We start from the raw sequence: 17,358 nt of genomic DNA, 5'->3' as shown, positions 1-17,358 counted from the left end.
GAGCATCAGCCTTCCAAGCTGAGGGTCGCGGGTTCGAGCCCCGTTTCCCGCTCCAGATTTTGGAACTAAACTGGGAGCTGTAAGATGATAAAAATATTAAATTTTATACATTTCCTACGGCACACCTTTTTAATTTCATTTAGTTGTTTATGCTTTTCAAAAATTCTCTAATGCCAAGCGTTTATAGCGCTCATATGGCTCAGAGGTAGAGCACTTCCTTGGTAAGGAAGAGGTCGCGGGTTCAAGTCCCGCTATGAGCTCCACGGATTTTAGAGAAAAATAAGCATAAATTTGAATTGCAAATATCATTACGGAGGAAGAGATGGCAAAAGAAAAATTTTCACGTAACAAGCCACACGTAAACATCGGTACTATCGGTCACGTTGACCATGGTAAAACAACTTTGACAGCTGCAATTTCTGCTGTTCTTTCAAGAAAAGGTCTTGCTGAGTTAAAAGACTATGATAATATCGACAACGCTCCAGAGGAAAAAGAGCGCGGTATTACCATCGCTACTTCTCACATCGAGTACGAGACTGAAAATCGCCACTATGCGCACGTTGACTGCCCAGGCCACGCCGACTACGTTAAAAACATGATTACCGGTGCGGCTCAAATGGACGGTGCTATCCTAGTTGTTTCTGCTGCTGACGGCCCAATGCCTCAAACTAGAGAGCACATCTTGCTATCTCGCCAAGTAGGCGTTCCATATATCGTTGTTTTCATGAACAAAGCTGATATGGTTGACGATGCTGAGCTTCTTGAGCTAGTTGAGATGGAAATTCGCGAACTTCTAAACGAGTATGATTTCCCAGGTGACGATACTCCAATCGTAGCAGGTTCGGCTCTACAAGCTCTTAATGAGGCTAAAGCTGGAACAGAGGGCGAATGGTCTGCAAAGGTTCTTGAGCTTATGGCTAGAGTTGACGAATATATCCCAACTCCAGTTCGCGCAACAGACAAAGACTTCTTGATGCCTATTGAGGACGTTTTCTCTATTTCTGGTCGCGGTACGGTTGTTACCGGTAGAATTGAAAAAGGTGTGGTAAAAGTCGGCGATACCATCGAAATCGTAGGTATTAGACCAACTCAAACTACTACAGTTACCGGCGTCGAGATGTTTAGAAAAGAAATGGACCAAGGTGAAGCAGGCGATAACGTAGGCGTTCTTCTAAGAGGCACAAAAAAAGAAGATGTTGAGCGCGGTATGGTTCTTTGCAAACCTAAATCAATTACTCCTCACACTAAATTTGAGGGCGAAGTTTATATTTTAACAAAAGAAGAAGGTGGACGCCACACTCCATTCTTTAATAACTATAGACCGCAATTCTATGTAAGAACGACTGATGTTACAGGTTCTATCACTCTTCCAGAAGGAACAGAGATGGTTATGCCTGGTGATAACCTAAAGATAACTGTTGAGCTTATTGCGCCAGTTGCTCTTGAAGAGGGAACTCGCTTTGCGATCCGCGAAGGCGGCAGAACGGTCGGTTCAGGCGTTGTTTCTAAGATTCTGGCATAATCTAATTTATAATTTTTAGCGGAGATTCTTCTCCGCTTTTTCAAAGGGAATTTATGGCAAAAGGTAATAGAATAAAAGTTGGTCTTAAATGTTCTGAATCAGGTGATATAAATTACACTACAGTAAAAAACAGCAAGACAACAACTGAAAAATTAGAACTAAAAAAATATTGCCCAAGATTAAAAAAACATACTGTTCATAAAGAAGTTAAGTTAAAGAGCTAAGGCTTTTTAGGGCAATAGCTCCAACGGTAGAGCGCTGGATTCCAAATCCAATGGTTGGGGGTTCGAATCCCTCTTGCCCTGCCATCAAAAGGTTAAAAATGGAAAAAATAGTAAATTATATAAAGCTTTCTCGCGCCGAGATTGGAAAGGTAATTTTTCCGCTCAAAGAGCAAATAAGAAATGCTTTTATAACAGTTTTTGCCGTAGTGGCTATTGTTTCGCTCTTTTTAGCTCTTGTTGATGCAATTATGTCTTTCTCTCTTTCAAAGCTGATTTAAGGTTGAATTATGGCACATAAATGGTATGCGATTCAAACTTATGCCGGTAGCGAAATGAGCGTAAAGAGAGCTATTGAAAATTTGGTTAGAGATAATCACATTGAAGAACAACTAAAAGAGATTATAGTTCCTACTGAAGATGTAATAGAAATCAAAAACGGTAAGAAAAAAATAAACGAAAGAAGCCTTTATCCAGGATATGCTTTTGCGCATCTTGATTTGGATACAGCTCTTTGGCACAAAATTCAGTCTCTTCCTAAGGTTGGTAGATTTATAGGTGAGGCAAAAAAACCTACGCCGTTAAGCGAAAAAGATATAAATTTAATTTTAGAAAAAGTCCAAAAGCGAGCTGCTCCTAAACCAAAAATTTTCTTTGATAATGGAGAAAATGTTCGTATTACAGAAGGACCTTTCGCGAATTTTACCGGTATAGTAGAAGAGTATGATATGATACATGGAAAACTAAGGCTAAATGTTTCGATATTTGGCAGAAGTACTCCAGTTGAGATTTTATATTCACAAGTCGAGAAGATAGTATAAGGAGAAGTTTATGGCTAAAAAAGTTATAGGCGAAATTAAATTACATATTGCTGCTGCAAAAGCAAATCCAAGCCCTCCGGTAGGTCCGGCTCTTGGTCAGCAAGGCGTTAATATTATGGAATTTTGTAAAGCATTTAACGAAAGAACAAAAGATATGGCTGGCTTTAGGGTCCCAGTCGTTATCACTGTTTATGCAGATAGAAGCTTTACGTTTATCACAAAACAGCCGCCTGCTACGGATTTAATTAAAAAAGCTGCAGGCATTGAAAAAGGTTCGGATAATCCGTTAAAAAACAAAGTAGCTAAGCTTACAAAAGCTCAGGTGCTTGAAATAGTTGAGAAAAAAATTGCCGACTTAAATACTAAAGATAGAGAGCAAGCAGCTAAAATTATCGCTGGCTCAGCTCGTTCAATAGGGATTACGGTAGTAGACTAATCCTTTTACCACATAAGGATTTTTTTAAAGTTAAATTTATAAACACGCGTTAATATTTTATGACGCGTGTGTTTTAAATTTGGCAATGTGGAAGCATAAAATTTAAAAATGCGGAGAAATTAATGTCAAAAAAAACTACAAAAAGATTTGGTAAGCTACTTGAAAAAGTTGATACCACTAAAGCTTACTCTTTAGCAGAAGCTATCGATACTGTAAAATTACTAAAAAGCGCTAAATTTGACGAAACAGTCGAAATAGCATTAAAACTTAACGTCGATCCAAGACATGCAGATCAAATGGTTAGAGGCTCAGTTGTGCTTCCTGCGGGAACCGGCAAAACCGTTCGTGTAGCCGTTATAGCAAAAGATGCGAAAGCCGACGAAGCAAAAGCTGCTGGTGCCGATATAGTCGGTAGCGATGAACTTGTCGAGGATATCCAAAAAGGAATTATGAATTTCGACGTTCTTATTGCCACTCCAAATTTAATGGGCTTAGTCGGTAAAGTAGGACGAATTTTGGGACCAAAAGGTCTTATGCCAAACCCAAAAACAGGCACTGTTACTATGGATGTAGCTCAAGCGGTTAATAACGCAAAAAGCGGTCAAGTTAATTTCCGCGTAGATAAGCAAGGAAATATACACGCCGGTCTTGGCAAAGTTAGCTTTTCAAAAGAACAGTTAAACGATAATATTTCAACCCTTATTAAAGCAGTAAATAGACAAAAACCTGCGGCAGCAAAAGGTAGATATATTAAGAGCGCCGCTTTATCATTAACTATGAGCCCTTCTGTTCTACTTGAGACTCAAGAGCTTATGGATCTACGCTAATTTTTAGCTAATAAATTTTTATCTTAGATTGGAGATAGCAGAGGCTTTTGCTTAATCGTGCTTTTATGCCACTCTGCTTGAAATCACTAGTCGGAAAGGAGAAAAACTAGATGACGAGAAACGAAAAATCTGAAATAATCAGTAAACTTGAGGCCGAATTTAAAGAAAATGAAGCGATTATAGTTTGCGATTATCGCGGTCTTAGCACTAAAAAACTAGAAGCATTAAGAGATGCTGCTAGAGTTTTAAACGTAAAAGTTCAAATCGTAAAAAATACTCTTGCAAATATCGCTCTTAATAACGTTGAAAAGTCTGGTATGGTCTTAAAAGATACAAATATCTTTATCTGGGGCGATCAGCTTTCAGCTACTAAGGTTGCGGCTAAATTTGAAGAGACCAACAGCGAACTATTCAAAATCAAAACCGCTCATATTGACGGCGAAGTTGCAAGCGTCGAGAAGGTCAAGGCTCTATCTAAGATGCCTAGCCGTGATGAGTTACTTGCTATGCTTTTGCAAGTTTGGAATGCGCCTATCCAAAATTTCACTATTGGACTAAATGCGCTTAAAGAGAAAAAAGAAAAATCAGCATAATATAAAAGGATAAAAAATGGCAATTACTAAAGAGGACGTATTAGAATTTATCTCTAATCTTTCAGTATTAGAGCTAAGTGAGCTAGTAAAAGAATTTGAAGAGAAATTTGGCGTAAGCGCTGCTCCGGTAATGGTAGCAGGCGGCGCAGCAGCAGGCGGCGCAGCCGATGCAGCTGAAGAGAAAACAGAATTTAACGTTGTTCTAGTTGACGGCGGCGACAAGAAAATCAACGTTATTAAAGTCGTTCGCGCTCTTACAGGTCTTGGTCTTAAAGAGGCTAAAGACGCAGTTGAGCAAACTCCTTCTGTTATTAAAGAGGGTGTTAGCAAAGACGAGGCTGAAGCAGCTAAAAAAGAGCTTGAAGAAGCTGGTGCTAAAGTCGAACTTAAATAATTTCACTTATTTTTACAAAGGAGGCGTCGCCTCCTTATTTAATTTTTACAAAGATGCCGCAGACGTGCGGTTATTTACTTTCTTTCAAACTTATACCATGAGGTAGAATATGCTAAATAGTTTATACTCAGGAAATCGTCTTAGAGTTGATTTTTCAAATGTTGCCAAAGAGATCGATGTTCCTAACCTGCTACAATTACAAAAAAAGAGTTTTGACCAGTTTTTAAACGTAGATAAAAATCAAGGCGAAAGCGGTATAGAAAAAGTTTTCAAATCAATATTTCCTATACATGATCCGCAAAACCGCTTAAGCTTGGAATACGTAAGTTCTGAAATCGGAAAACCAAAATATACGATCAGAGAGTGCATGGAGCGCGGGCTTACTTATTCTGTAAATTTAAAAATGAAAATAAGGCTGATTGTTCACGAGAGAGATGAAAAAACAGGCGAGAAGATCGGCATAAAAGATATAAAAGAGCAAGAAATTTTCGTTCGCGAAATTCCTTTGATGACTGATAGAATTTCATTTATTATTAATGGCGTCGAGCGTGTCGTGGTTAATCAGCTTCACAGAAGTCCCGGCGTTATCTTTAAAGAAGAGGAAAGCCCGACAGTCGTAAATAAGCTTATTTATACGGCTCAAATCATTCCTGACCGCGGTAGCTGGCTATATTTTGAATATGACACCAAAGATGTACTTTACGTTCGAATAAATAAGCGCAGAAAAGTACCAGTAACTATCCTATTTAGGGCGCTTGGATATAAAAAGCAAGATATTATCAAGTTATTTTATCCTATACAAACTTTAACAATAAAAGATAATAAATTTTTGACGCCATTTAACCCAGATGATTATCAGGGCAGGGTTGAATACGACATAAAAGACGAAGAAGGCAATGTTTTACACGAGGCTGGTAAAAGACTAACCAAGAAAAAGGCCGATAAGATTATTGCCGACGGTGTCAAATTTGTCGAGTATCCGACTGAAATTTTGGTAAATAGATTTTTAGCTCACCCGGTTATCGACAAAAATAGCGGCGAGGTGCTTTACGATACTCTTGCGCAGCTTGACGAAAATAAATTGGTTAAAATTTTGGCTGATCAAGAGAGTATCGAGATAGCAAACGACCTGGCTGCAGGCGTGGACGATGCGATAATAAATTCATTTATCGCCGATAACGAGACGCTCAAACTGCTACGTCAAACCGAAAACGTCGATGACGAAAACGATCTTGCGGCGATAAGAATTTATAAAGTTATGCGCCCTGGCGAACCGGTTGTCAAAGACGCTGCTCGCGCTTTCGTAAACGATCTATTTTTCAATCCTGAAAGATATGATTTGACGGGTGTCGGTCGTATGAAAATGAACCACAAGCTAGCACTTGAAGTACCTGAATATGTAACGGTTTTGACCAGCGAAGACATTATAAAAACGGCAAAATATTTGATAAAGGTCAAAAACGGACAAGGACATATCGACGACCGCGATCACCTCGGCAACCGTCGTATCCGCTCTATCGGCGAGCTTTTGGCAAACGAGCTTCACCTAGGCTTTGTAAAAATGCAAAAGGCTATCAGGGATAAATTTACGACGCTGGGTAATACTGAGGAGATTATGCCTTACGATCTGGTTAATCCAAAAATGATAACCACGACGATAATGGAGTTTTTCACCGGCGGTCAGTTGAGTCAGTTTATGGATCAAACCAACCCGCTTAGCGAAGTTACGCACAAACGCAGACTTTCGGCGCTGGGCGAAGGCGGTCTCGTAAAAGATAGGGCCGGCTTTGAGGTGCGCGACGTTCATCCGACTCACTACGGCAGAATTTGCCCGGTAGAAACTCCGGAGGGTCAAAACATCGGTCTTATCAACACCCTTTCTACTTACGCGAAGGTAAATAATCTCGGCTTCGTCGAGGCTCCGTATAAAAAAGTCGTAGACGGCAAAGTAACCGACGAGATCGTATATCTAACGGCGACTCAAGAGGAAAATTTGGTTATCGCTCCGGCTTCTACCGCGCTTGACGATAGCGGCTATATAGTAGAGGATTTGATTGAGGCTAGACAAGACGGCGAGATGATACTAGCTAAACGCGAGGACGTTAAACTTATTGACCTTTGCTCCGGCATGATAGCCGGCGTTGCGGCATCGCTTATTCCGTTTTTGGAGCACGACGACGCGAACCGCGCCCTAATGGGATCAAACATGCAACGCCAAGCGGTACCGCTACTTCGCTCATCCGCTCCTATCGTAGGTACGGGTATGGAGAGCACTGTAGCTCGCGACGCTTGGGAAGCTATCAAGGCTAGACGCGCGGGAGTGGTTGAAAAAGTAGATAATAAAAACATCTTTATCCTCGGCGAAGACGAGGCTGGTCCGTATATCGATCACTACTCTATGGAGAAAAATTTAAGAACCAACCAAAACACGACTTTTTCTCAGCATCCTATCGTCAAAAAAGGCGAAAGCGTAGCGGCCGGACAGATCATAGCCGACGGTCCGTCTATGGAGCGCGGCGAGCTGGCTATCGGTAAAAACGCCCTTATAGCTTTCATGCCGTGGAACGGGTACAACTACGAGGATGCCATCGTAATTAGCGAAAAAATGATCCGAGAGGATGCATTTACGAGCGTGCATATTTATGAAAAAGAGATCGAGGCGCGCGAGCTAAAAGACGGCGTTGAGGAGATTACTAAAGATATCCCGAATATCAAAGAGGAAGATCTGCTTCACCTAGATGATAGCGGTATAATAAAAATCGGCACGCAAGTAAAACCCGGCATGATCCTAGTTGGTAAGGTTTCTCCAAAAGGCGAGGTTAAGCCGACGCCTGAGGAGCGCTTGCTTCGCGCGATTTTTGGAGAAAAAGCCGGTCATGTGGTAAATAAATCTCTTTACGCGACAGCATCTATGGAAGGCGTCGTGGTAGACGTTAAAATTTTTACCAAAAAGGGCCACGAAAAAGATAATCGCTCAAATAAAGTTTACGAAGAAGAAAAAGCGGCTTTTGAAAAAGAACACCACGATAGGCTCTTGATGCTAGACCGCGAAGAGATGCTAAAAGTGGGCGCTTTGCTTTGCAAAACGCCTTTGAGCTCTGCTCAAACTATCGGCAAAAAAACCTATAAAAAAGGCGAGAAGATCGATAAAGAAGAGTTTGAAAACATCAACCGCTTTACTCTAAGCGCGATCGTTAAAGGTTTTTCAAAAGACGTTCAAAAATCATACGACGACATAAAAAATCATTTCCAAAACGAGAAGAAAAAGCTCAAAGAAGAGCATGACGCTAAGATGGAAATTTTAGAAAAAGACGACATCTTGCCAAGCGGAGTAGTTAAGCTCGTTAAAGTCTATATCGCCACCAAGCGCAAGCTAAAAGTGGGCGATAAGATGGCGGGCCGCCACGGAAACAAAGGTATCGTTTCAAACATCGTGCCAGAGGTTGATATGCCGTATCTACCGAGCGGTCAACCAGTCGATATCGTGTTAAATCCGCTGGGTGTTCCTAGCCGTATGAATATCGGTCAAATTTTAGAAAGCCACTTGGGACTTGTCGGCTACCGTTTGGGCGAGCAAATAAATCAAATTTTCCAAGAGAAAAAAGGCGAGTGGGTAAAAGAGCTACGAGCCAAAATGATCGAGATAGCTTCTGCATCTAAATTTATGGATGCCAAAAAGACTCTAGGCAAAATGAGCGACGAGATGCTTTTAGACTACGCTAGAGATTGGGCTAACGGCGTCAAATTTGCCACGCCTATATTTGAGGGCGTAAGGGTCGATGAGTTAATGAAACTATTTGAGCTAGCTAAGATCGATATGGACGGCAAGACCGAGCTTTACGACGGACGCACGGGCTCAAAGATCAAAGAACGCGTAAACGTCGGATGTATGTATATGCTAAAGCTTCACCACCTAGTCGACGAAAAAGTCCACGCTAGAAGTACTGGCCCATACAGCCTTGTTACTCAGCAGCCGGTCGGCGGTAAGGCGCTATTTGGCGGACAAAGATTTGGAGAGATGGAGGTTTGGGCACTTGAGGCATACGGCGCGGCTCATACGCTTCGCGAGATGCTAACGGTCAAATCAGACGACGTCGAGGGACGCTTGTCTGCGTATAAAGCCCTAACTAGAGGCGAGAATGTGCCTGAAACTGGCATTCCTGAGACATTTTTCGTTCTAACAAACGAGCTAAAATCATTGGCGCTTGATGTCGAGATATACGATGAGGATGAAAATAATGAGTGAGTTAAAACCTATTGAGATAAAAGAAGAACGCAGACCGCGCGATTTTGAAGCGTTTCAGCTTCGTTTGGCTAGCCCTGAGAGGATAAAGTCATGGAGCCACGGCGAGGTCAAAAAACCCGAAACCATAAACTACCGCACGCTAAAACCTGAGCGCGACGGTCTATTTTGTGCTAAGATTTTCGGTCCGATCCGAGACTACGAGTGCCTTTGCGGTAAGTATAAAAAAATGCGCTATAAAGGCATCAAGTGCGAAAAATGCGGCGTCGAGGTAACTAGCTCAAAGGTGCGCCGCTCTAGAATGGGCCACATCGAGCTCGTGACTCCTGTAGCGCATATCTGGTACGTAAATTCGCTCCCAAGCCGCATAGGAACGCTACTTGGCATAAAGATGAAAGATCTTGAGCGCGTACTTTACTATGAGGCATATATCGTCGAGAGCGTAGGCGACGCCTTTTACGATACCGAAAGTAGTAAAAAGGTAGAAATTTTCGACGTTTTAAACGAAGAGCAATACGTTTCTTTGGCTTCTCGCTTCGAAGAGAGCGGATTTAGAGCTAGAATGGGCGGCGAAGTTATCCGCGATTTGCTAGCAAATATCGATTTGGTCGAGCTTTTAAATACTCTAAAAGACGAGATTAGCGCGACAAATTCTGAAGCCAAGAAAAAAACCATAGTAAAAAGACTAAAAGTCGTCGAGAGCTTTTTAAATTCCGGCAACCGTCCTGAGTGGATGATGATTACGAATTTACCGGTCCTTCCGCCGGATCTTCGCCCGCTTGTTAGCCTTGACGGCGGTAAATTTGCGGTTTCTGACGTAAATGACCTATATCGCCGCGTTATAAATAGAAATGCGCGTTTAAAACGCCTTATGGAGCTTGACGCGCCTGAGATTATCATCAGAAACGAAAAGCGTATGCTTCAGGAGTCCGTGGATGCGCTATTTGACAACGGGCGACGTGCAAATGCGGTAAAAGGCGCAAACAAACGCCCTCTAAAATCGCTTTCTGAGATCATTAAAGGTAAGCAAGGCCGCTTCCGTCAAAATTTGCTCGGTAAGCGCGTCGACTTTTCCGGTCGTTCTGTTATCGTCGTCGGACCAAAACTGCGCATGGATCAGTGCGGACTACCGAAAAGAATGGCTCTTGAGCTGTTTAAGCCGCACTTGCTGGCTCGCCTTGAGGAGAAGGGCTACGCTACGACCGTAAAACAAGCCAAAAAGATGATAGAGGATAAGACGAACGAGGTTTGGGAGTGCCTAGAGGAGGTCGTTAAAGATCACCCGGTTATGCTAAACCGCGCTCCGACGCTTCACAAATTATCTATCCAGGCATTTCACCCGGTACTCGTCGAGGGCAAAGCTATCCAGCTACATCCGCTAGTTTGCGCCGCATTTAACGCGGACTTCGACGGCGACCAGATGGCTGTTCACGTGCCGCTATCGCAGGAAGCTATCGCAGAGTGCAAAATTTTGATGCTTAGCTCGATGAACATCTTGCTTCCTGCGAGCGGTAAGGCTATCACCGTTCCTAGCCAGGATATGGTTTTGGGAATTTACTATCTAAGCTTAGAAAAGACCGATAGCAAGGGCGCGAATAAAATTTTCGCATCCGTAGATGAAGTAATGATTGCCGAGGAAGCGCACTGCCTAGAGGTACACTCGAAAATTAAAACTATGATCGACGGCAAGACGCTATTTACGACTGCAGGTCGCCTTATCATCCGCTCGATTCTGCCTGATTTCGTTCCTGAAAATATGTGGAACAGAGTTATGAAGAAAAAAGATATCGCAAATTTGGTCGATTACGTCTATAAAAACGGCGGTCTTGAGGTAACGGCGGGATTTTTGGATAAGCTTAAAAATTTGGGCTTCCGCTATGCGACCAAGGCCGGTATCTCGATCTCGATCGCCGATATCATCGTGCCTGATAGCAAGCAAAAGTATATTAACGAAGCCAAGAAAAAAGTCCGCGAGATACAAAATCAATACGGTGCGGGCTTGCTAACGGACTCAGAGAGATATAATAAAATCATCGACATCTGGACGGATACGAACAACGTCGTCGCGGGCGAGATGATGAAGCTCATCCAGGGGGATAAGGGTGGATTTAACTCTATTTATATGATGGCCGACAGCGGCGCGAGAGGCTCTGCGGCGCAAATTCGCCAGCTAGCCGGCATGCGCGGCCTTATGGCGAAGCCTGACGGCTCGATCATCGAGACGCCGATCATATCAAACTTCCGTGAAGGCCTAAACGTTCTTGAGTACTTTAACTCAACCCACGGTGCTAGAAAAGGTCTTGCGGATACCGCGCTAAAAACGGCGAATGCCGGATACCTAACCAGAAAGCTAATCGACGTCGCGCAAAACGTGAAAGTTACTATGCACGACTGCGGTACTCACGAGGGCGTCGAGATCACCGAGATCACCGACAACGGCGAGCTTATCGAGAGCTTGGAAGAGAGAATTTTGGGCCGCGTGCTAGCCGACGACGTGATCGATCCGATAGCAAACGAGGTGCTATTTAGCGAAGGTACGCTGATAGACGAAGAAAAGGCTAAGGCGATAACCGAAGCAGGTATAAAATCGGTAAGTATTAGAACGCCGATAACTTGTAAAGCCGCAAAAGGCGTTTGCGCGAAATGCTACGGCGTGAATTTGGGCGAAGGAAAACTGGTAAAACCAGGCGAAGCCGTCGGTATCATCTCGGCTCAATCTATCGGCGAACCCGGTACTCAGCTAACGCTAAGAACCTTCCACATCGGCGGTACGGCATCGACTGAGCAGCAAGACTACCAAGTCGTCGCGCAAAAAGAAGGCTTTATAAGATACTACAATCTAAACGTTTATGAAAACGGCGGCAAGAGAATCGTAGCAAATCGCAGAAACTCAGCCGTCTTACTCGTCGAGCCTAAGATCAAAGCTCCGTTTGACGGAAAGATCGAGATCGAGGTTGCTCACGAGGACGTAAACATCATCGTAAAAGGTAAAAAAGAAGAGATTAAGTATACTCTAAGAAGAGGCGATCTGGCTAAACCTAACGAGCTAGCCGGCGTTAGCGGTAAGGTTGAGGGTAAAATTTACATCCCTTATGCCGACGGCGATTTGGTCAAAGAGAACGAAAGTATCGCAGAGGTTATCAAAGAGGGCTGGAACGTACCTAAACGTATCCCGTTTGCTAGCGAGATAAAGGTAGAAGACGGCGAGCCTATCGCTAAGAAAATCCTTGCCGGTGCAAACGGCGTGCTTAAATTTTACATCTTAAAGGGCGATTATTTAGAGCGCTTAAGAAATATCAAAAAAGGTCACGTCGTAACGGAAAAGGGACTATTTGTCGTGGTTGCCGATGAGGACGATAGAGAGGCAGTTCGCTACTATATCCCGCGAAACTCTATCATCAAAGCAAACGATAGCGATATCGTGGATAGCAAAGCGGTCATCTCCGAGCCTGAGAGCCAAGAAAAAACCGTCATAGCCGAGTGGGATCCGTACTCTACGCCGATCATCGCAGAGGCTGCTGGTAGAGTGACATACGAGGATATCGAGCCAGGCTATAGCGCTGCCGAGCAGTACGACGAGGCGACTGGTCAGAGCCGCTTGGTTATCAACGAGTATCTACCTTCGGGCATCAAGCCTACGATCGTGATCAGCACTGATGAGGGCAAGATAATCCGCTATCAGTTGGAGCCAAAAACCGCGATATTCGTAGGTAACGACGAAGTGGTAAAACAAGCCGACATCCTAGCTAAGACGCCTAAGGCCGTCGCGAAGTCAAAAGACATCACGGGCGGTTTGCCGCGCGTGTCCGAGCTGTTTGAGGCTAGACGTCCGAAAAATACGGCCATCATCGCCGAAATCGACGGCACCGTAAGGTTTGAAAAACCGCTTCGCTCTAAAGAACGCATCGTGATCGAGGCCGACGACGGCGCGACTGCCGAGTACTTAATAGACAAAACTCGTCAAATTCAAGTTCGCGACGGCGAATTTATCCACGCCGGCGAGAAGCTAACCGACGGACTAATATCAAGCCACGACGTTTTGAGAATTTTGGGCGAAAAAGCGCTGCACTATTATTTGATCAGCGAAATTCAGCAAGTTTACCGCTCTCAAGGCGTTGCGATCGCCGATAAGCATATCGAGATCATCGTTTCTCAGATGCTTCGTCAGGTTAAGATCGTCGATAGCGGCGATACGAATTTCATCACCGGCGATATGATCTCTCGAACGAGATTTAAGGAAGAAAACGAGCGCATAATGAGAATGGGCGGCAATCCTGCAATCGCCGAGCCTATTTTGCTAGGCGTTACGCGCGCTGCTATCGGAAGCGATAGCGTGATCTCTGCGGCATCGTTCCAAGAGACGACTAAGGTTCTAACCGAAGCTTCGATCGCTGCTAAGATCGACCACCTCGAGGATCTAAAAGAAAATGTCATTCTAGGACGCATGATCCCTGTTGGAACAGGCCTTTATCAAGATCAAAAGATCAAGCTAAAACAAAACTAAAATTTAACCCCACAAGCCTCGCTAAATTCGGCGGGGCTTAAATTTACCTCGCTTTAAAACTAATCAGATAAAATCAATCCTTTAAATTTGAAAATTTGGAGTAAAAATGAAAAATTTCGATTTGGGAATTTTATTTGCGAGACTAGGGCTTGGCATCTGCCTTTTTATGCACGGCTTTGCGAAAATTTTACACGGCATAGGCGGCGTAAAAAGTATTTTAACAAAAGCCGGCTTGCCTGAGATTGTGGCTTACGGCTCCTATGTAGGCGAAGTTGTTGCGCCGATAATGATAATTCTAGGGATATTTTCAAGGATCGCAGCATTGCTCGTTATCGGCACGAGCCTAACGATAATGTACGCCTATCACGGACTTGGAAATTTACTGGAGCTTACAAACGCGGGCGGCTTTAAGGCTGAAATTTTATATCTTTACATCGCTTTATCGCTTTGCATTATCTTTAGCGGAAGCGGAAAGTACGCGATTAGAAAAGATTAGCGCGATAAAATTCAGCGCTAAAGATGAAATTTACCTTATATTAAGCCAAATTTAAATAAAATCAAGTCTTTTTAATAAATTTAGTCGAAAGGAATTACTGTGCCAACCATTAATCAATTGGTCAGAAAAGAGCGCAAGAAAGTGACTTTTAAGTCAAAATCTCCAGCTCTAAAAGAGTGTCCTCAAAGAAGAGGAGTTTGCACTAGGGTCTACACTACGACTCCTAAAAAACCAAACTCGGCTTTGAGAAAAGTTGCCAAAGTTAGGCTTACAAGCGGATTTGAAGTGATCAGCTATATCGGCGGCGAAGGCCACAACCTACAAGAACACAGCATCGTGCTAGTGCGCGGCGGTCGTGTTAAGGACTTACCGGGCGTTAAATATCACATCGTACGCGGCGCTCTTGATACAGCCGGCGTTGCGAAAAGAACAGTTTCTCGCTCAAAATACGGCGCTAAACGTCCAAAACCTGGTCAAGCAGCAGCCGCAGCGGGTAAAAAGAAATAAAAATTTAGGTTCGCAGACCATGCCATTAGCGGCATAGGTTTGAGTAAAATTTATAAAATTTGAAGGAATAATCAAATGAGAAGAAGAAAAGCTCCTGTCAGGGAAGTAATGCCGGATCCAATTTACGGCAATAAGGTAATCACTAAATTTATTAACTCTCTTATGTACGACGGCAAAAAAAGCGTCGCCACCGAGATCATGTACGGCGCTATCAAAGCTATCGAGAAAAAAAGCGGCGACGTAAAAGGTATAGACGTATTTAACGATGCTATCGAAAACATTAAGCCTCTTATGGAAGTTAAATCTCGTCGCGTCGGCGGCGCTACCTACCAAGTGCCGGTAGAAGTTCGCCCGGCTCGCCAACAAGCTCTTGCTATCCGCTGGATCATCGGTTTTGCCAGAAAAAGAAGCGAAAGAACCATGATCGATAAGCTAGCTAACGAGCTGCTTGATGCGGCAAATTCAAAAGGCGCGTCTTTCAAGAAGAAGGAAGACACCTACAAAATGGCAGAAGCTAACAAAGCGTTTGCTCACTACCGCTGGTAAGAGGAGGCTGGTATGGCAGATAGAAAAACCCCTTTACATATGGTTAGAAACATCGGTATCGCTGCTCACATCGATGCCGGTAAAACTACGACCAGCGAAAGAATTTTGTTCTTTACGGGTATGAGCCACAAGATCGGCGAGGTTCACGACGGCGCTGCTACGATGGACTGGATGGAACAAGAAAAAGAGCGCGGTATTACGATTACGTCTGCGGCGACCACTTGCTTTTGGAAAGATCACCAGATAAATTTGATCGACACTCCGGGCCACGTCGACTTTACTATCGAAGTTGAGCGTTCTATGCGCGTTCTTGACGGCGCCGTTTCGGTATTCTGCTCAGTCGGCGGCGTACAGCCTCAGTCTGAGACCGTTTGGAGACAAGCAAATAAATATCACGTCCCAAGAATCGTTTTCGTAAATAAAATGGATAGAATCGGCGCAAATTTTTATAACGTCGAGTCTCAAATCAGAAACCGCCTAAAAGCAAATCCGGTGCCTATTCAAATTCCTATCGGCGCAGAGGATAACTTTAGAGGCGTGGTCGATCTTGTTAAGATGAAAGCTTACGTTTGGGAAGACGATAAAAAGCCGACTGATTATAAAGAGATAGAAATCCCTGCAGAAGTAAAAGAAAAAGCAGAAGAGTACCGTACTAAGTTGATCGAAGCAGTTTCTGAAACCGACGATAGCTTGATGGAGAAATTTTTCTCGGGCGAGGAGCTAAGCGAAGAAGAGATCAAAAAAGGCATTAAAGCAGGTTGCTTAAGAATGACGATAACTCCGATGCTTTGCGGAACAGCATTTAAAAACAAAGGCATCCAGCCCCTACTTGACGCGGTCGTAGCGTATTTGCCTGCACCGGATGAGATCGAGGCGATTAAGGGCGTTTATGAAGACGGTAGCGAAGTAACGGTAGAAAGCACCGATAACGGCGAATTTGCAGCTCTTGCGTTTAAGATTATGACCGACCCGTTCGTAGGACAGCTTACCTTTATCCGCGTTTACCGCGGTAGTCTTGAGAGCGGTAGCTATGCTTACAACACCGTTCAGGATAATAAAGAAAGAATCGGTCGCTTGCTAAAAATGCACTCAAACAAACGCGAGGAAATTTCGATTCTTCACGCGGGCGAGATCGGTGCGGTCGTAGGTCTAAAAAATACCCTAACAGGCGATACGCTAGCTAGCGAAAAAGACAAGGTTATCCTTGAGAAAATGGACTTCCCTGAGCCGGTTATCAGCGTTGCCGTTGAGCCAAAAACTAAAGCCGACCAAGAAAAAATGGCTATCGCGCTTCAAAAACTAGCTCAAGAGGATCCAAGCTTTAGAGTAGGTACTGATGAAGAGAGCGGTCAAACTATCATCAGTGGTATGGGCGAGCTTCACCTTGAGATCATCGTAGACAGAATGCTACGCGAATTTAAGGTCGATGCCGAAGTAGGTCAGCCACAAGTCGCATACCGCGAGACTATCCGCAAAACAATAGAGCAAGAGTATAAATATGCTAAGCAATCAGGCGGTCGCGGTCAGTACGGACACGTATTCTTGCGCCTTGAGCCGCTACCTGCGGCTAGCGGATTTGAGTTCGTTAACGACATTAAAGGCGGTGTGGTTCCTAAAGAATACATCCCTGCAGTTGAAAAAGGCTGCAAAGAAGCGCTTCAAAACGGCGTACTTGCCGGCTATCCGGTCGAAGACGTTAAAGTTACCCTATTTGACGGTAGCTACCACGAAGTCGACTCATCTGAAATGGCGTTTAAACTAGCTGCTTCTATGGGCTTCAAAGAGGGCGCTAGAAAAGCGGGTGCGGTTATCCTTGAGCCTATGATGAAGGTCGAGGTTGAGACGCCTGAGGATTATATGGGCGACGTTATCGGCGACTTAAACAAACGCCGCGGACAGGTAAACTCTATGGACGAGCGAAACGGAAGCAAGATCATCACGGCTTTCTGCCCGCTAGCCCAGATGTTTGGTTACTCTACGGACCTTCGCTCTATGACGCAAGGTCGCGCGACCTATTCTATGGAATTTGACCACTATGAGGAAGTTCCAAAGAATGTTAGCGAAGAGATTATCAAGAAAAGAAACGGCTAAGCCAAATTTGGCGGGGATGTTAAATCCTCGCCTTTAAATTTAATCCACATTTTAGCCTTTGCGATTAAAATGGCTTTTATTTTGCAAATTTAATATATTTTCTGTCCTCATAGCTCAGCTGGATAGAGCGCAGAATTCCTAATTCTGAGGCCACAGG

At 43.9% G+C, this 17,358-nt stretch carries 14 protein-coding genes and 2 tRNA genes; all 16 read left to right on the top strand.

The genetic code is table 11. The annotated features are described in order from the left end of the window. The first annotated feature begins 188 nt into the window (after positions 1–188). Positions 189–263, top strand: a tRNA-Thr gene (locus tag RWM02_RS09935). Positions 264–322: 59 nt separating this feature from the next. After that, a complete protein-coding gene (gene tuf / locus RWM02_RS09930; protein WP_122874317.1) occupies positions 323–1,522 on the top strand; it encodes an elongation factor Tu in 1,200 nt (399 codons plus the stop codon). Positions 1,523–1,575: 53 nt separating this feature from the next. Further along, the gene (gene rpmG, locus RWM02_RS09925; protein ID WP_004322121.1) at positions 1,576–1,746 is read left to right on the top strand and encodes a 50S ribosomal protein L33; all 171 of its coding nucleotides are present in this window, start codon (positions 1,576–1,578) and stop codon (positions 1,744–1,746) included. An 8-nt stretch (positions 1,747–1,754) separates the two neighbouring features. Beyond that, a tRNA-Trp gene (locus RWM02_RS09920) sits at positions 1,755–1,830 on the top strand. A 14-nt stretch (positions 1,831–1,844) separates the two neighbouring features. Next, positions 1,845–2,024 carry a preprotein translocase subunit SecE gene (secE, locus tag RWM02_RS09915; RefSeq protein WP_122861858.1) on the top strand — a complete coding sequence of 60 codons (180 nt, stop codon included), beginning with the start codon at positions 1,845–1,847 and terminating at the stop codon, positions 2,022–2,024. Between the two features lie 6 nt (positions 2,025–2,030). Beyond that, positions 2,031–2,564, top strand: a complete 534-nt coding sequence (gene nusG / locus RWM02_RS09910) for a transcription termination/antitermination protein NusG (RefSeq protein WP_100067254.1) — start codon at positions 2,031–2,033, stop codon at positions 2,562–2,564. Positions 2,565–2,574: 10 nt separating this feature from the next. Beyond that, complete coding sequence (rplK, locus tag RWM02_RS09905) at positions 2,575–3,000, top strand: 50S ribosomal protein L11 (protein WP_004322124.1); 426 nt, start codon at positions 2,575–2,577, stop codon at positions 2,998–3,000. Positions 3,001–3,122: 122 nt separating this feature from the next. Continuing rightward, the gene (gene rplA / locus RWM02_RS09900) at positions 3,123–3,827 is read left to right on the top strand and encodes a 50S ribosomal protein L1 (protein ID WP_122861859.1); all 705 of its coding nucleotides are present in this window, start codon (positions 3,123–3,125) and stop codon (positions 3,825–3,827) included. Between the two features lie 110 nt (positions 3,828–3,937). Continuing rightward, on the top strand, positions 3,938–4,420 hold the full coding sequence (gene rplJ, locus RWM02_RS09895) for a 50S ribosomal protein L10 (protein WP_002947610.1): 483 nt from the start codon (positions 3,938–3,940) through the stop codon (positions 4,418–4,420). Between the two features lie 16 nt (positions 4,421–4,436). Next, the gene (gene rplL / locus RWM02_RS09890; protein ID WP_002947609.1) at positions 4,437–4,814 is read left to right on the top strand and encodes a 50S ribosomal protein L7/L12; all 378 of its coding nucleotides are present in this window, start codon (positions 4,437–4,439) and stop codon (positions 4,812–4,814) included. A gap of 109 nt (positions 4,815–4,923) precedes the next feature. Beyond that, a complete protein-coding gene (gene rpoB, locus RWM02_RS09885; RefSeq protein WP_314071805.1) occupies positions 4,924–9,060 on the top strand; it encodes a DNA-directed RNA polymerase subunit beta in 4,137 nt (1,378 codons plus the stop codon). Further along, a complete protein-coding gene (gene rpoC, locus RWM02_RS09880; protein WP_314071803.1) occupies positions 9,053–13,561 on the top strand; it encodes a DNA-directed RNA polymerase subunit beta' in 4,509 nt (1,502 codons plus the stop codon). Before rpoB ends, rpoC begins: the two co-directional genes overlap by 8 nt. Positions 13,562–13,667: 106 nt before the next feature. Next, complete coding sequence (locus RWM02_RS09875) at positions 13,668–14,057, top strand: DoxX family protein (RefSeq protein ID WP_314071800.1); 390 nt, start codon at positions 13,668–13,670, stop codon at positions 14,055–14,057. A 99-nt stretch (positions 14,058–14,156) separates the two neighbouring features. Continuing rightward, complete coding sequence (gene rpsL / locus RWM02_RS09870; RefSeq protein WP_004322129.1) at positions 14,157–14,564, top strand: 30S ribosomal protein S12; 408 nt, start codon at positions 14,157–14,159, stop codon at positions 14,562–14,564. A 75-nt stretch (positions 14,565–14,639) separates the two neighbouring features. Then, on the top strand, positions 14,640–15,110 hold the full coding sequence (gene rpsG / locus RWM02_RS09865) for a 30S ribosomal protein S7 (RefSeq protein WP_002947591.1): 471 nt from the start codon (positions 14,640–14,642) through the stop codon (positions 15,108–15,110). Between the two features lie 12 nt (positions 15,111–15,122). Next, complete coding sequence (fusA, locus tag RWM02_RS09860; protein WP_314071797.1) at positions 15,123–17,201, top strand: elongation factor G; 2,079 nt, start codon at positions 15,123–15,125, stop codon at positions 17,199–17,201. Positions 17,202–17,358 lie beyond the last annotated feature (157 nt).

The sequence above is a fragment of the Campylobacter showae genome (assembly GCF_963515975.1).
GTDB classification, from domain to species: domain Bacteria; phylum Campylobacterota; class Campylobacteria; order Campylobacterales; family Campylobacteraceae; genus Campylobacter_A; species Campylobacter_A showae_F.
The sequence above is the reverse complement of the archived record's forward strand: the minus strand, read 5'-3'. Positions and strand labels throughout refer to the sequence as shown.

Excerpts from the sequence above, each read along its gene's own strand:
- tuf (WP_122874317.1), top strand. The coding sequence starts at position 323 with ATGGCAAAAGAAAAATTTTCACGTAACAAGCCACACGTAAACATCGGT.
- rpmG (WP_004322121.1), top strand. The coding sequence starts at position 1,576 with ATGGCAAAAGGTAATAGAATAAAAGTTGGTCTTAAATGTTCTGAATCA.
- secE (WP_122861858.1), top strand. The coding sequence starts at position 1,845 with ATGGAAAAAATAGTAAATTATATAAAGCTTTCTCGCGCCGAGATTGGA.
- rplK (WP_004322124.1), top strand. The coding sequence starts at position 2,575 with ATGGCTAAAAAAGTTATAGGCGAAATTAAATTACATATTGCTGCTGCA.
- rplA (WP_122861859.1), top strand. The coding sequence starts at position 3,123 with ATGTCAAAAAAAACTACAAAAAGATTTGGTAAGCTACTTGAAAAAGTT.
- rplJ (WP_002947610.1), top strand. The coding sequence starts at position 3,938 with ATGACGAGAAACGAAAAATCTGAAATAATCAGTAAACTTGAGGCCGAA.
- rplL (WP_002947609.1), top strand. The coding sequence starts at position 4,437 with ATGGCAATTACTAAAGAGGACGTATTAGAATTTATCTCTAATCTTTCA.
- rpoB (WP_314071805.1), top strand. The coding sequence starts at position 4,924 with ATGCTAAATAGTTTATACTCAGGAAATCGTCTTAGAGTTGATTTTTCA.
- rpoC (WP_314071803.1), top strand. The coding sequence starts at position 9,053 with ATGAGTGAGTTAAAACCTATTGAGATAAAAGAAGAACGCAGACCGCGC.
- RWM02_RS09875 (WP_314071800.1), top strand. The coding sequence starts at position 13,668 with ATGAAAAATTTCGATTTGGGAATTTTATTTGCGAGACTAGGGCTTGGC.
- rpsG (WP_002947591.1), top strand. The coding sequence starts at position 14,640 with ATGAGAAGAAGAAAAGCTCCTGTCAGGGAAGTAATGCCGGATCCAATT.
- fusA (WP_314071797.1), top strand. The coding sequence starts at position 15,123 with ATGGCAGATAGAAAAACCCCTTTACATATGGTTAGAAACATCGGTATC.